This is a genomic window from Streptomyces sp. NPDC059534, from assembly GCF_042743475.1.
Classification (GTDB): domain Bacteria; phylum Actinomycetota; class Actinomycetes; order Streptomycetales; family Streptomycetaceae; genus Streptomyces.
On record NZ_JBHWAQ010000005.1, the window covers coordinates 39,280 to 55,077 of the forward strand.

Consider the following 15,798-nt stretch of genomic DNA (forward strand, 5'->3'; position numbering starts at 1 on the left):
CTTTTCCGCCCGTCGTTTGTGCGCCCGGGGGCTCTCCCCCTCGGCTGTCTGTGGGGGGGTTTTTTTCGGCCGCCGGCGGGGGGCGCCCCCCCCGGGGGGCCCCCCCCCCGGCGGCGAGCTGATCAGGTCGTCAGGGAATGGGGTCGGCGACGATCCTGCCTGCGACGTAGAGGAACGCCAGGAGGACGCCCGTCACGCCGATGTTCTTCGTCTGCTCGGGTGACGGCTGCCATGCCTGGACCGAGACCGGGGCCCAGACGGGGACGGGCTCCATGTTCGGGGGAGGATTCCGGTTCTGGTTGCGTGTCCACCAGCCGATGACGCCCTTGTATTCCGCGCCGCCGCGGTTGGTGTTGGGGCGGCTGCGGGTGGACTGGGCGACCAGCATGAGCCGCGGGTCGATCGGGTCGACGGTGGCGACCTGCGGGAGTTCCCAGCCCTTGTGCACGGTCCGGCCGAACGTCTTCTTCGACTCGATGCTGTTGAGGGTGTCGACGTAGCGGTCCAGCTGGGCGGGGCCGGCCTCCTCGGCGGTCTTGGCGGACTTCACCTCCCAGATGTAGATGTCCTCGTTGAAGAACATCACGATGTCCGCGAAGCCGTCCCCCTTGTTGGGTCCCGCTCCGGGAATGTGGTACTCGGTCTGGATGCGTACGTCGGGGTTCTGGGCCCAGAAGGCCCGCAGGAAGGCGGCCATGGCCTGCACGGCCGCGTCGTGGCGCGCCTTGTCGGCGGCCATGTCCGCGCCGGACCGCCCCTTGGTGGGCTGTTCGGTGGTGCCGCTGGTCGTCCCCTGCCCGGTGCCGCCGGTGCTCCCGCTGCCCTGCTGGCTGGCGTTGTTGTGCTGGCCGTAGCCTTCGCAGATGTCCTTCGGGCAGAGGCCGGTGGGGTCGGACCGGGTGAGGGGGCTGCTGCCCGCGTAGGCGTAGCCGTTGATCTGGAGCGGGTCGTCCATCTCCATGACCGGGTCGACGGAGATGAACCGCCCGGTGCTCTGGTCGTACTCGCGTGCGCCCAGGTGGGTCAGGCCGGTGGCGCTGTCGTCGATGCCGACGCCGAGGTAGCCGCGCTTGTCGGGCCACGAGGCGGGCTTGGCGCCACGGGATTCGCCGAAGGGCTTGGACTCCCTCCGGGTGACCGTCTGCGCACCGGTGAGCTCGACGGCCGTGTGGGCCGTTCCGAGGCTGTCGGCGAGCAGGACGGTGAGCTTGTGCCCGGTGGCGGAGCCGTTGAGGGCCGTCCGCACCACGTTGGGGGCGCCGGTCTGGGTGTAGGCGCGGGTCGCCTTGGTCACCTTGCCGGTGGCGTCGGCGGTGACCTCGGTCTCGCCCAGGTACAGGGTGGCGCCCGTGGAGGAGGACTCCAGGAGGCGGTTGCCCTCGGGGTCGTAGACGTAGGTGGTCTTGACCCCGCCCGCGGTGATCGTGGCGAGACGGTTCTCCTGCGTCCAGGTCAGGTCCTGGGCGCCGGAGGGGAGATCCCGGTCCGTGGTGTTGCCGGCGCTGTCGTACGCGTAGGTGCTGCCCGGTCCCGTCGGCGTGGTGACGGTCCGCTGGAGGGTGTGGGGCTGGGCGATGGTGGCGGGGCCGGTGCCGTTGCCGGTGACGGTCCTGCCGTAGGTGTAGGCGGAGGTCGTGTCGGTGGCGCCGTGCTCGACCATGGCGGCCCGGTTGCCGAGCCAGTCGTAGCTGAACGTCTGCCAGTAGGAGGGGCCGCCGGAGGCGACCGTGCCGGAGGCCGGTGCGGCCGCCGCCAAGGTCGAGGTCAGCGAGGCGTCGGGGCTGCCCGCGGTGTCGGCGGCGCTGTCGGACGCGTCGGCGCCGCCCGCACCGCTGGGTTCACCGTCGGTGCGCGGGCCCCAGACCGTGCCGGCCGCGGACTTGCAGCCGGCGCCCTTGCCGGTGACGGCGATGTTCGAGGTCCAGGCGTTGACCAGCTGACCGAGGCGGTCGTAGGTGAAGCACTGGGTGTCCCAGGTGGATCCCGACGCGTCGGTGAGTTCCCTGGCGTACGAGGAGATCAGGCCGGCGGAGTCGTACGCGTAGCGGCTGTCCGCGATGCGGTGCGGCCCGGTGGTCTCGCGGTCGGCGACGCTCCGTTCGAGGCGTCCGGTGTGCTCGTCGATGAAGTTGGTCGTCCAGACGCGCCCCGGCTGTGCGCCGCTGACCACGCGGAGCGGTTCGCCGAACGGCGAGTAGGTGACGTCGGAGGTGTACCAGTCCTGGCCGGAGGTGGACTCCGCGAGTCCTTCGTCGTCGTACCGGGTGACGACCTTCTCCGCGGCGAGCCCGCCGACCGCGGGGAGCGTCACGGACTGCTGCCTGCCGGTGGGCGTGTAGCTGTAGCCGTAGGTGTAGGTGCCGGACAGGCCCTTGGTGGCGGCGGTGTCCGGGATGACGACCTGCTTGCCGGTGGACCGGTATTCGGTGTCGTAGCCGGTGACGCGGTTGATGTAGGCGGTCGCGCCCTGGTACTGGGTGGAGGACGCGGGCTTTCCGAGGGCGCCGGCCACCGTGTCGTAGGTGAACTCCTTGACCAGGGTGGCCTGGGCAGGGGTCATGGTGGAGTCGCCCTCGCGGACGACGGTGGTCCGGCCGAGCGTGTCGTACTCGGTGAAGATCGACTTCGCCGTCGCCTCGTTCGTGCTCTTGACGCGCCGGCCGGCGTCGTCGTAGCCGAAGGCGGAGGTGCCGGAGTCGGGGTCCGTCTGCGAGACCAGCTGACCGCGCGCGTCGTAGACGTAGGTCCACGCGTTGCCGGCGGGGTCCGTCACCTTGTTGCGGTTGCCGCGGGCGTCGTAGCCGTACGTGGTGGTGCGCTTGGCGGTGCCGGCGGCGTCCGTGTAGGTGCGGACCGAGGAGACGCGGCCCAGGGCGTCGGTGTACGTGTCCGTCACCGGGACCGTGGAACCGGGCTTGTCGACCTTCGTGTAGTTGTCGCCGTAGGTCGTGTAGGTCGCGTACTTGAAGGTGGAGCCGAAGTACGTGGAGAGCTGGACCGGCCGCTCCATGCCGTCGTAGCGCGTGCGGGTCTTGTTCGGGACGACGCTGTCGGACCTGGGCTCGAAGAGCGCCGCGGTGGGGCTGCCCTTGGCCAGGTACTTCCCGGTCTTCTCCTCGACGAGGCCGTGGTCGTTGTAGAAGGTGTCCACGACGACGCGGCCCGGGCCGTAGGCGTCCTCCTGGGACTGCACCTCGCGTCCCAGCCCGTCGTACAGCATGACGTGCTTGCGGTAGGTGCCGTCGTCCTGGAGCGTCTCGGTGGTGACCGCGGCGGGCTTGGTGGCGCTGCTGGTGGCCACGGCCGGCTGATAGGCGAACTTCACGCTCGGCGTCTGGTTGCCGGAGGAGCGCGAGGGCAGCCAGCCGGTGGTCAGTCGTCCCAGCGCGTCGTACTGACGACGGGTGACGCGGCCGTTCGGGTCGGTCACGGTCAGCGGCAGCGCGCGGCCGGCGTCGAACGTGGTGGTGGTGGCGAACTCTCGGCCGCCGACCGTCTGGATCGACGTGGTGGCGGTCACGGGGCCGCCGTCGGCCGGGGTGAACCGGGTCTCGGTGGTGCCCTCTCCGGGCTTGGTCACCGTGCGCAGTCGGCCCAGGGCGTCGTACGTGCTGGTGGTGACGAGCGCACAGCAGTTGCCCGTGCCGTCGTTCACCGCCATCGAGGTGGCGAGACCCTTGGTCGGCGTGGCTCCGAAGGCCAGGCCGTCGTAGCTGCTGCGGCTGGTGCTGACGAGCTCGGTCGCGGGGTCGGCGGTGGTGTGGCCGGTGCACGGCGTGGCCGTGGTCCTGGTCTGGGACGCGAGTCCGATGAGCCAGGCACTGGTGTTGTGGACGTAGGAGTAGGTGGTGCAGCGCTGCTCGCTGAGCGTCTCGGCCGTGCCGTTGGGCTTGACGACGGAGGTCTCCGACTGTGTCGGCAGCCCGTAGGTGGTGTCGACGTCGGTCGTGGTGCGCACGCTCTGCCAGGAGGTGCCGACCGTCTGGATGGTGTCGGTGCGTGCCGTTCCGGTGCGGTATGCCTTCAGCGGATCGAGTGCCGTGCCGTCCTCGCCCTCCCGGGTGCGCGAGGCCGTCTCCTTCACCCAGGGGAAGGTCAGGACACGCTTGACGACCCGGCCGGCGGTGCGGTCGTAGGTGAGGGTCTCGGCGGTCTGGCCGGCGAGCGGCCTGGAGTCGTCCGTGGCGAGGGTGTACTTGCCGGCGGAGTCCTTGAGGGCGCCGCCGACGCCGAGGAAGTACCGGACGGTGGAGGTCGACTGGGCCTGGGGGTCACCGGCCTTGATGTTGTTCTTCTTGCCCTTGACCGTGGTGACTTCGCGGTAGCCGCGCCAGTCGCTGTAGGTCCTCAGCGAGGGCTTGGTGAACTCGTCGTCACTCTGGCTCCACGCCGGTTCCTTGTACGAGTACTGGGTGTAGACCGGCACGCCGTGCGTGGTGACCTTGTCGGTCTCCACGACGCTCGCGACGACGTACTTGTTGAACCACGCCTTGGCCGGCTTCTTCTCCTCGCCGTCCGGGGACCAGCGCACGGGGAAGCAGGTCCCGTTGGCGCGTTCCTTGTCCGTCGCGGGCTCGGCCGCGCAGCCTCCCGTGTACTTGACCTCGATGTCCCCGCCCTCTTCGGTGGAGACCACGCCGATGCGGGGGCGTGTGAAGCCGGGGCGGCGGGGGTCGCCCGCCACGAGGTTGGGCAGCTGGCGGTCACGCAGCCTGCTCTGCAGGGGGTCGCGGGGCCCGACCTGGTAGTGGGCGAAGCTCACGCCGTCGGCGGACTGCAGGGTGCCGGTGCTGTCGCCCGGTCCGAAGCCGCGGCGGGTGATGGAGTTGAGCCACAGGCCCGGGGAGGTGTCATACCACTCGGCGGGGAAGGACTGGTGGAGCGTGTACGTGTCCACCTTGCCGAGGCCGGTCTGTCCGGGGCGTTCCGACTTGGTGGTGATGGACTCCAGGCGGCGCTGGGTCCAGAAGGAGGGGAACGGCGGGCAGAGGTCGGAGCCGGACTTGCAGTTGAGGTTTCCGGGCGTGTCCCACCAGGGGCGGTAGGCGCCGGGGTCGTCGGTCTTGTCGAAGTTCGTGGCGGCGCAGAGCTCGGCGGACTGCAGGCAGCGCTGCTGTGTGGCGAACTCGACCACGCCCGCGGGCTTGGTGAGGTCGGAGAGGCGCAGACCGTACTCGATGGAGGACGCGTAGCCGTAGCGGTGGTAGCGCTCGGGCGTCTTGAACTTCTTGCGGACGGCGTAGTAGTTGGTCTCCTGGACCCAGTTGACCACCATGACGTTGCCGTGCACGTCGACGACCTTGTCGAGGCCCCAGCGCCATGCCTGCTGCTTGCCGGCGCCGCACCGGGAGTCGGCGAAGGCCGTGGCGTGGCACGGTTCGCCGGGGTGGTTGCCGAAGACCGGCACGGCGGAGACCGAGTTGGTGTCCGCGTGGCCCGTTCCGACCTTGTTCAGGCCGAAGTGGTAGGCGGTGCCGTCGACCGTGGTGACGACCCAGTACTCGCCGTTGTCGTCGCCGTTGGTGCCGCCGGTCTTGAGTTCGATGCGCGTGCCGTCGTCGGCGGCGGGGCGGTAGGTGTCGGCGTCGACGCGGACCAGTTCGGTGGTCACGCCGTTCAGGGTCATGACCGCGTTGTACGAGACCCAGCACAGGTCGGACGTCTTGTTGTCCGAGCCCGTGTTGTTGGGCTTCCCCGAGGCCATGTCCTTCGTGTCGTCCTGACACGTGCGGTAGCGGCGCTCGATGTGGCCCGGCTCGTAGTTCCAGCCCTCGCCGACCCACGACGCCTGGGGAGAGGTGACGGCCGTACGGCCGTCCACGGTCTGGGAGTTGTAGTCGAGCGAGATCTTCGGCGTGGGGCCCGCGGGGGCGATCGGCACGGCGATCGGGTACGACCAGGTGAACGCACCGGAGGAGCCGGTGGTGGCCCACTTGCCGCTGGCGGCCAGCGGGCTCGCCTTGAACGTTCCGCCGGCGCCGTCACCCGAGTCGACCACGCCGACGGCGGTCTTGTCGCCCGCCGGGTCGGCCTGCGCCGAGGTGCTCATCAGCTGGGTCGAGACCCCGCCGGCGGGGGCCTCGGCGCTCACGGCGGCGGGGTCGATGGTCGCGGTGGCGGATGCGGAGTCGGTGTCGTTCTCCGTCGCCAGCTCGGTGTACGCCTGGCATTCCTCCAGTTCGGGGGTGCTGAGGTAGCAGTCCGGGAACTGGACGAACTTCAGGCGGGAGGCCCAGTCGGCTCCGTAGAGGTTCTTGAAGGCGGAGTAGTCGAGCCGGACGTCGACCGGGACGGAGCCGCCGGCCGGGGTGTCGATCTCCAGGAGGACCCCGTTGACGCCCTGGGCCAGGGCGCCCGCGTGGGAGTCGATCGAGACGTTCCAGGTGCCGGCGGGTGCCGCCTGCCCGTCGGCCTGTCCCAGCCCGACGGGCAGGTCCTCGACCGGTGTGACGGCGGAGCCGCCGGCCGGCGGGGCGGAAGCCGCGAAGGTGACCTGGCCACTGTCGGCGAGCGGTGCCACCGAGGTCCCCGCGGGCGCATCGGCCTGATCGGCCGGGATCTCGGCCTTGAGGCGGTCGAGGCGCTTCTCGAGACTCTTGCCCTCCAGCGGGCTGTCCTGCTGGAGGCTCTCCAACTGGATGGCTTCCCTGCCGACTTCGGCTCTCGCGGGATCCGGTGGGAGCGCGAGAGCGGGGGCCGGCAGCAGCCCTGTGAACAATGCCGCACCCAGGAGTGCGGCAACGCCACTCCGGGTGGAACGAAGGCGCGCACGCCTCAGACGACCAGACACGGTGAAGGTCCCCCCGGACCACATTGAGCGGGACCCGAGCTGGACCACGCGTGACGGCAGATGGCGCAGATTCTGTGTCCTTCCCATGAGGATCCGCCACACGAGAGGGGGTCGTGTGGCGATGATCACCGCGCATAGGTGGCGCACTGTCCCAGAGCGAGTTCAACGCGACTGTTGACCTTATTCAGATGGCGTGGAATCTCCGCCAATAAAAGGGGTATTGGCGTTCAATTAGGCACTTAGTTGCAGCAACGCCCATCCTTTCAAGGTGTGTTGTCATGATTTGATCTATGCCAAACAGGCCATGATCGACTGAAGAGCTCTCCTCTGCCGGTTCGAGCACCTCACAACACCTCCGCGCACGGCGCGCGTCTCCCCCCGGCGGGGCCGGCGGGCGGGGTGACGGACCCGCCTCGATGGGCCATGATCTGCACGCTGCCCGCCCCGCCATGCCCACACCCCCGTCGTCGTTCGCCGGCGGTGTCATGGCCGGTGCCGCAGCACACCGGCGCGACCGTGCGGCCGGTACGAGGGGGAAGGGGAGCAGTCCCGCATGAAGGGCATCTGGCGCCGTCGACCTGGGCGTCGCACCATGGCGGCGGCCGTGGCCACCGCGATCGCCGCGACCGGCATCACCTGGGCCGGTCTCGGCGGTGATGACGACAGCGGCCACGCGTCGCCACCGCGGCCCGCGGTCAAGGAGGTCACGGCGGCCGTGGCGATGAGCCGGGCCACCCGTACCGGCAAGCCGGTCGAGATCACCGAGCTGCGCACCCCGAGTTCCAGCACGTACGCGCGCCCCGACCGTCTGCTGGAGAGGCACCAGTACGTCTCGCCGATCCGCGCGAAGGTCGACGGCGTGTGGAAGCCGATCGACACCACCCTGCGCCGGACCGGCGCGGGCTGGGAGCCGGCGGCCACCAACACCCACATGGTGTTCTCGGCGGGAACCGCCCACACCGCGGGCCATGACGACCGGGCCTCCCGTGTGGTGCAGCGGGTCTCACTCGTCCGGGCCGCGCCCGCGCGTGCGGGGGAGACGCCCAGCCCGCTGGCCTCCCTCGACATCGGCGAGGGCATCGTGCAGCTGACGTGGCCCGGCCCGATCCCCACCCCGGTGGTCGACGGTTCACGCATCCTCTATCCGGAGATCCTGCCGGGTGCCGACCTGGTGCTGACCGCCGACGACGGCGGGTTCGCCCAGCTGCTGGTGGTCAAGAACCGGCAGGCGGCCGCGGACCCTCGCGTCACCCAGCTCACCTACGGGCTGACGTCTCCCACCCTGCTCTTCCGCGTCGACCCGCTCTCCGACATCGTGTCGGCCGAGAACAAGAACGGCGACGAGGTCGCCCTCTCCCCCTCGCCGCTGATGTGGGACAACTCGGGTCAGCCGGCGGTCACCGACGGCCAGGTCGGGGCGAGTTCGCAGCCGACCGCCCCCGAGGCACCCACCTCCACACCCAGCACCGAGCCGGAACCCACCGCGACGGCCACGACCGAGACCGACGTCGAGTCGGACGAGCAGACCGACGCCGAGGCCGAGGTGCTGCCCACCGCCTCCGAGGAACCGGCACCCGCCGTCTCCGACCCGTCGCTCCCGCCGGTTCCCACCGAGCCCACGCCCGCGCCGTCGCAGAGCGGCTCCGCCGCCACGCTCGCGCTGCCCGCGCTCGACGGTCCCGGCCCGGACACCCGCGGCGCCCTGGTCGAGGCCGACCTCGCCGCCGACCAGTGGACCCTGACGCCCGACGCGGACTTCCTGACCGATCCGGCGACCGTCTACCCGGTGTTCATCGACCCCTCGGTGACCAAGCACACCCAGAACTGGACGACCGCGTACAGCCGTCACCCCCAGGCCACGTTCTACAACGGGCGCAACTTCAACAAGGGCGGTACGCACGAGGCGCGCGTCGGGTTCGAGTCCGACACCTGGGGCACCTCCCGCTCCTTCTTCACCGTCGACTTCGACCCGTCCCTGCGCGGAACGGTCATCTCCAGCGCGACTCTGCGTCTGCTGGAGACCTACTCCTGGTCGTGCAGCGCACGCCAGATGACCGTCCATCTCTCCGGGAAGATCAGCTCGAACACGAACTGGAAGAACGCCCCCAAGCTGCACGACGGGAACCAGATCGCCGCGCGCAGCTTCGCCCACGGCTACAAGTCCGGGTGCCGGGACGCGTACGAGACCTTCGACGTGAGGAAGACAGCCCAGCAGGCCGCCGACGGCAGCTGGAACAGCATCACCTTCGGACTCCGCGCGGGCGACGAGAAGTCCCAGTACGCCTGGAAGAAGTTCCAGGCCAACGGGGAGAACGGTCCCGTCCTGGTCCTCGTCTACAACCGCAAGCCGACCGCGCCGACCAACCTCGACCTCGGCCCGGAAGCCAAGTGCACGACGACTCCGCCGTACGTCCGCATGGGCTCCGGCACCGTCTACTTCACCGCGAAGTCCACCGACAAGGACTCCAACCTCAAGGAGTTCGACTTCGACCTGTGGCCGACCGGCCAGTGGGACACGACCAAGGACCTCCTGAAGGGTGCCGGCACGGTCTCCGTCGGCGGCAGCACGTCGGAGGCCCTGCGGACCACGCCCGCGTTCTCCACGACCAACCTCACCAACAACACGTTGTACTCATGGCGGGTGAGGTCGGTCGACGCCGCCGGCGCCACCTCCGCCTTCTCCCCCGCCACGTCGCCCTGCCGCTTCGTCCTCGACACCGCGGCGCCGAAGCCTCCCAAGGTCCGCTCGGACGTCTTCCCGAACGCCGACGTCAAGGAGAACGGCTTCGCCAACGACGCCGAGGACGCGATCTGGAGCACCGTCAAGTTCGGCTCCCCGGGCACCTTCTACCTCCGCGCGCTGAACAGCGACGTCGTCAGGTACGAGTACAGCTTCAACAGCGCCTCCTACAACTTCTCCAAGACTCGCACCGTCGGCACGTCGCCCAGCGTCGAGGCCGCCGTCACCGACCTGAAGCCGCCCACCGCCGGACCCAACGTCCTCTACGTGCGCACCATCGACCAGGCGGGCAACGTCTCCGAGGCGACCAGGTACTTCTTCTACGTCACCCCGCGCGACGATGCCGACACACCGGGCGACTTCACCGGTGACAAGCTCCCCGACCTCATGGTCGTCACCGAGGGCGGCAACCTCGCCCTCTACCCGTCCCTCGGTCAGACCGCGGACATCACCAAGCCCAGCGGCAAGCTCGGCTACTCCATGTCCGGCGCCTACCGCGGCAACCCGGAGAAGGATCCCAACGGCGACACCCTGCCGGCCTATGTGGGCGCGCCCGGTGGCCACTTCAAGAACAACCCGCTGATCACCCACAACGGCGACATCTACGGTGGCGACGGGCTCCAGGACCTCGTGGTCCGGCTCGGCGACAAGCTGTGGGTCTACCCCGGTGACGGCTACGGGGCGGTGAACGTCGACAAGCGCCGCGAGATCCTGCTGCCCGCCAACGCGCCGAACCCCGGCACGTACACGCAGATCATGTCGGCGGGCGACATGACGGGCGACGGCAGGGCCGACTTCCTCGTCACGGTCGGCGACGCCCTGTGGGCGTTCACCGGCTACCACGGAGCGACCGTCCAGCAGGCCCAGCAGATCGCCGCCACCCCGTGGAACACCCAGGACATCGTCACCGCGCTCGACATCGACGGTGACGCGGTGACCGACCTCGTGTTCCGCCAGGAGACCGGAAAGCTGATGCTGCGCAAGGGCAAGCCCGCCGCCGGTGGAGGGGTGGACCTCGCCTCTCTCGCGACGGCTGCCGCCTCCAAGGACGGAACCGACACCGTCTACGGCTCCGGCGGGTGGTCCAGCGCCAGCATTCCCCGGCTCGTCGGCACCCCCGACGTGACGGGCGACGGCATCCCCGACGTCTGGACGGTGCCCGCCAACGGCAGCGTCCGTCTGTACGCGGGTGCCCGGACCATCCTCCCCGGTGCCGGAACCGAGATCCTCACGCCGAGGAGCTACTGGCAGACCCGCCTCGCCATCGGCTGACACCCGGTCCGTGACCGACGAGCAGGCCGTCGCCCGGAAGGGCGGCGGCCTGCTGTCCTGCGCGTGACAGTGATACGCAGGGGACCGGCGGGCGGCGGGGTGCTCGCCCCCTTGCCGACGATCGTCAGGTCGGCATCCGGACTCCGTTGGCTAGCATGAGCCCATGCCCTCTACGCCATCACGAGTCGAACTGCACCCTCTGACCCTCGCCGACCAGGACGAGTTCTGCGAGCTCGTGAGGGCGAGCGCCGAGCTCCATGGGCCGTTCATGCAACTGCCCAAGAACGCGGCGGATTTCCGGAGCTGGATGGAGCGGTTCGACGACGGCACCAACCGGGGCTACCTCATCCGCGTACGGGAAACCGGCGCGGCCGCCGGCACGGTCAACATCAACTCGATCATCCGGGGTCGCTACCAGGGCGCGTCCCTCGGCTACGCGGCGTTCGCCCCGTCCGCGGGGCGGGGATACATGACCGAGGGTCTCGGAGCCGTCCTGCGACACGCCTTCGACGACCTGCGGCTCCACCGGCTGGAGGCGAGTATCCAGCCGGGGAACAAGCCGTCCTTGGCCCTCGTCCAGCGTCTGGGCTTCCGGTACGAGGGCCTGTCGCCCGCCTATCTCTACATCAACGGGGCCTGGCGCGACCACGAACGCTGGTCCGTCACCGCACCCTCGCCCTGGAAGCCCGACCCGTCCCTCCCCGAGGTGTAGCCACCGGGTCCGCGTCCGTGGCCCGGGCGCCTTCCGGGAGTCCGGCACCCTCGGGCGGAAAATCATTTCTCCTGACGGCGGCCGCCGATCTAGGGTCGCGGACGTGGCAACGAAACTGAACCAGATCATCGCGGTGGAGAAGGGCGTCAAGTCCCGGGCGCACCAGGACCTGACGGCGGCCCATCACGGCCTGCAGAAGCCCGCGTTGCTCGCGGGGATCTCCCGCACCTACCAGCCGAAGGACGAGGAGGGCGAGCAGCTGCCGCCCGAGTCGACGCTGGTGCAGGTGAAGGCGGAGGACGTACTGCGCGAGACCGCGCGGGCGCTGACCCGTCTCTTCGACGTGACGGCCACCAAGGACTGGGCGAACTGCGAGGCTCGCGCGGACGTCACGGTCGACGGTCGCGTGCTCGTGGGGCAGGTGCCCGTCGCGTATCTGCTGTTCCTGGAGAAGCAGTTGACGGACATCAGCACGTTCGTCCGCAAGCTTCCGGTGCTGGACGCCGCCGAGTCGTGGACGCAGGACCCGTCGACGGACGCGTGGAAGACCGAGATCGTCCGGACGGTCCGTACGAAGAAGGTGCCGCGCAACCACGTGAAGGCGGAGGCGACGGACAAGCACCCGGCGCAGGTCGAGGTCTACTACGAGGACGTGCCGGTCGGTTACTGGACCACCGTGAAGTTCTCGGGCGCGCTGCCGGCCCGGCGGGTCAACGAGCTGCTGGCGCGGGTGGAGAAGCTGCAGCAGGCGGTGAAGTTCGCCCGTGAGGAGGCGAACAGCGCCGAGGTCACCGACCAGCGGGTCGGCGACGCCGTCTTCGGCTACCTCTTCGGGTAGCGGAAGACCATGAACTCCCCGGCCACAGAACGCGGCCGGGGTGCGCGAGGAGCGCAAAGCTGAAGCTGAGCCTTGTCGTGACATCCGCGGTTCCAGTGGAGGTTCGAACCCTCCTCCCGGCACTTCCCGCCGGGATGGCCCAATCAGGCAGAGGCAGACCGCGTCAATCTCAGACTATTGCTCCAGACTCAGCATGCGCCGCTCATCGCCGGATCGACCGGGCCCGGGCCCTGGTGCGTCGAAATGCCAGTTCGAATCTGGTCCGCCGAGCTCGATCGGCGGTGGTCCAAAGGCAGGACGCGACGCAATGACGAATGACCCGGGTTCTCAAGTGTGCCGGCGTGTGATGTGAGCGGCATCGACAGGGTCCGGGGGCAGGCTACGCCCTCGGACCCGCTCCTTTTCCCCGGCATCCCGAAGCTGGGTGGCCGGAAATGATTACCCGGCTGAATTTCGGCTATGTCTCGTTCGAGCCCTTCGGCACGGCCGCAACACAAGCTCCGTAAATCGCCTCCTGGCACGGGGAATTGTGCGCCGTTCACTGCGCCGGGCGCGCCTCTTTTCGGGTGAACAGCGCTGTGCGCTCGCTGAATTCAGTGAATTCGGCAGGGTGCGTGTTGGTGTGGCGATGTCGTCGGGCACCTACTCGTCAGCGGTTCTCACCGTTGAGAGGGACGACACCAATGACGAGCCACGCCACCGAAGTTGATCTGGAAGGCATTCTGCGTCACGCGCTGCGCGCCACGGGTACGGAGGCGCGCTGGACGGTCGACGCGGACGAGATGTGGTGCCGCCTCGCGCTCCAGTCCGGGACGCGACGCGAGCAGGGTTGGAAGCTGCACGTGTCGGCGACGGCCGCGTCCGCGCCGACGGTTCTCACCAGAGCGCTCGCTGTGCTGCTGCGGGAGGGGTCGGGGTTCAAGTTCGCGCGGTCGCTGGAGCAGGTGAGCGCACTCAACTCCCGTGCCACGCCCAGGGGAAGCTCGGGGAAGTTCATCACCGTCTATCCGCGCTCCGACGCCGAGGCGGCCGGGCTCGCCCGGGAGCTGCACCAGGCGACGGCGGGACTGGCCGGGCCGCGGATCCTCTCCGACCAGCCCTATGCCGTACGCAGCCTCGTGCACTACCGCTACGGGTCCTTCGTCGGGCGGCGGCGCCTGTCGGACGACGGTCTGCTGGTGTGGTTCATCGAGGACCCGGACGGCAATCCCGTGGAGGACAAGCGGACGGGCCAGTACTGTCCGCCGTCCTGGGCCGTGTGTCCGTTCCCCGCCGTGGCACCCGCCCTGCCGCGCGCCGGGGTTACGACAGGCGGTCCGGTGGTCCTCGCGGGTCGATTCGCCGTCAGGGAGGCGATCCGCCACACGAACAAGGGCGGCGTGTACCGGGGCAGCGACGTCCCCACGGGCTCCGGTGTGGTCATCAAGGAGGCCCGGCCCCACGTGGAGGCCGACGCCACCGGGTACGACGTCCGGGACTGGCTGCGCGCCGAGGCCCAGATGCTGGAGAGGCTCAAGGGCCTGGGGCTGGCTCCGGAGCCGCTGGGGCTGTTCGAGCACGGTGGACACCTGTTCCTGGCCCAGGAGGAAGTGCCGGGCGTGCCGCTGCGTACCTGGGTCGCCGAGCACTTCCGCGACGTGGGGGGCGAGCGCTACCGCGTGGACGCGCTGGCGCAGGTCGCGCGCCTGGTGGACCTGGTCGAGGCGGCGCACGCCCGCGGCTGTGTCCTGAGGGACTTCACCCCGGGGAACGTGATGGTCCGGCCGGACGGTGAACTCCGCCTCATCGACCTGGAGCTCGCCGTCCATACCGGTGACGTCGCACTGCCGACCCGCGTGGGAACGCCCGGATTCAGCGCCCCCGAACGGCTCGCCGACGCGCCCGTCCACCCGACGGCCGACTACTACAGCCTCGGCGCCACGGCATGCTTCGTACTGGCGGGGAAGGTGCCGAACCTGCTGGCCGACGAACCGGACGGCGCGGCCGAGGAACGCGACGGCGCCACCGGGGAGCCCGCCGACAGGGCCGCGCGGCCCGCCGGCGGGGCCATGGAGGAGCGGCTCGCCGCGTGGCTGTCCGCCTGTGCCGGTTCGATTCGGCTGCCGGACGGTGTGGCCGAGGTGATCCTGGGGCTGATGAGGGACGATCCCGCCGAGCGGTGGGACCCGCCGCGGGCCCGCGAGGCCCTGCGCGCCCTGTCGCACACGGGCCGGGCGCGGCAGGGCTACGGCACCGCCGCCCGTCCGGAGCGGAACGCCGACGGACGGGACGCGGTGGCCGGGCTGGTGGATCACCTCGTCGACTCCATGACCCCGGACGACGACCAGCGGCTGTGGCCCGTGTCCACGCGGGCCGGGGAGAGCGACCCGTGCACCGTCCAGCAGGGGGCGGCCGGTGTCCTGGCGGTGCTGACGCGGTACTTCGAACTGAGCGGCGACCCGCGTCTGCCCGGGCTGCTGGCCGCCGCGGGCCGGTGGATCGCGGACCGCAGCGACCCCCGCTCCACGCGCCCCGGCCTGCACTTCGGCGGACGCGGGACGGCCTGGGCGCTGTACGACGCCGGACGGGCCATCGACGACCGTCGTCTCGTCGACCGCGCGCTGGCTCTGGCGCTGGCGCCCCAGCAGTCGACGCCCCATCACGACATCACCCACGGTTCCGCGGGCAGCGGGCTCGCGGCGCTGCACCTGTGGCACCGCACCGGTGACGCGCGCTTCGCCGAACTGGCCGTCGACGCGGCCGACCGGCTGGCCGCCGCCGCACAGCGGGGGCCGGGCGGGGTGGGCTGGCCGGTTCCGGCGGAAGCCGCCTCCGGGGAGGACGGCAAACGCTATCTCGGCTTCGCCCATGGATCGGCCGGCATCGGCTCCTTCCTCCTCGCCGCCGCAGCCGTCTCCCGGCGCCCCGCGCACATGGACCTCGCCGTGGAGATCGGCGAGCACCTGCTGGCCGACGCCGTACGCGTCGGCGAGACGGCCCAGTGGCCCGCCCAGTCCGGGGACGTACCCACGGCTCCGTACTGGTGCCACGGCGCGGCGGGCATCGGCACCTTCCTCGTCCGGCTGTGGCAGGCAGGCGGGGACGACAGGTTCGGCGAGCTCGCCCACCGCAGTACGTACGCCGTCGCGGAACGCTCCTCCCGCGCCGCCCTCACCCAGTGCCACGGGCTGGCGGGCAACGGCGACTTCCTCCTCGACATGGCCGACGCCACGGGTGATTTCGAGTACCGCGCCATGGCCGAGGACGTGGCCCACCTCATCCTGGCCGAGCGGGCCCACCGCCACGACCACGTGGTCTTCCCCAACGAGTACGGGGACGTCTCGACCAGCTGGAGCGACGGGTCGGCCGGAATCCTGGCCTTCCTCCTGCGGATCCGTCACACAGACCCCCGGCACTGGATGGTCCAGCCGCCGGTGTGAGCGGCAGCAGAGGCTGCCGCCACTTCA

The 15,798-nt window shown here is 70.3% G+C and carries 5 protein-coding genes and 1 pseudogene; 5 read left to right on the forward strand and 1 reads right to left on the reverse strand.

Annotated elements, in window-relative coordinates; translation table 11 throughout:
• Positions 1-130: 130 nt before the first annotated feature.
• On the reverse strand, positions 131-6,634 hold the full coding sequence (locus tag ACFVZH_RS07805; RefSeq protein ID WP_384894363.1) for an RHS repeat domain-containing protein: 6,504 nt from the start codon (positions 6,632-6,634) through the stop codon (positions 131-133).
• A 709-nt stretch (positions 6,635-7,343) separates the two neighbouring features.
• Between ACFVZH_RS07805 and ACFVZH_RS07810 the strand changes: the two genes are divergently transcribed.
• The 5 genes and pseudogenes from ACFVZH_RS07810 (at position 7,344) to lanL (ending at position 15,771) form a co-directional block, all read left to right on the forward strand.
• Positions 7,344-10,802 carry a DNRLRE domain-containing protein gene (locus tag ACFVZH_RS07810; protein ID WP_384894365.1) on the forward strand — a complete coding sequence of 1,153 codons (3,459 nt, stop codon included), beginning with the start codon at positions 7,344-7,346 and terminating at the stop codon, positions 10,800-10,802.
• 163 nt (positions 10,803-10,965) lie between these two features.
• Positions 10,966-11,514: a GNAT family N-acetyltransferase gene (locus ACFVZH_RS07815; RefSeq protein ID WP_384894367.1), complete on the forward strand. Its 549-nt coding sequence runs from the start codon at positions 10,966-10,968 to the stop codon at positions 11,512-11,514.
• A 103-nt stretch (positions 11,515-11,617) separates the two neighbouring features.
• Complete coding sequence (locus ACFVZH_RS07820) at positions 11,618-12,352, forward strand: hypothetical protein (protein ID WP_384894369.1); 735 nt, start codon at positions 11,618-11,620, stop codon at positions 12,350-12,352.
• A 34-nt stretch (positions 12,353-12,386) separates the two neighbouring features.
• Positions 12,387-12,474, forward strand: a pseudogene (locus tag ACFVZH_RS07825).
• 561 nt (positions 12,475-13,035) lie between these two features.
• Entirely contained in the window at positions 13,036-15,771 is a 2,736-nt protein-coding gene (gene lanL, locus ACFVZH_RS07830) for a class IV lanthionine synthetase LanL (RefSeq protein ID WP_384894371.1), read from the forward strand.
• The last annotated feature ends 27 nt before the right edge of the window (positions 15,772-15,798 follow it).

Excerpts from the sequence above, each read along its gene's own strand:
- ACFVZH_RS07810 (WP_384894365.1), top strand. The coding sequence starts at position 7,344 with ATGAAGGGCATCTGGCGCCGTCGACCTGGGCGTCGCACCATGGCGGCG.
- ACFVZH_RS07815 (WP_384894367.1), top strand. The coding sequence starts at position 10,966 with ATGCCCTCTACGCCATCACGAGTCGAACTGCACCCTCTGACCCTCGCC.
- lanL (WP_384894371.1), top strand. The coding sequence starts at position 13,036 with ATGACGAGCCACGCCACCGAAGTTGATCTGGAAGGCATTCTGCGTCAC.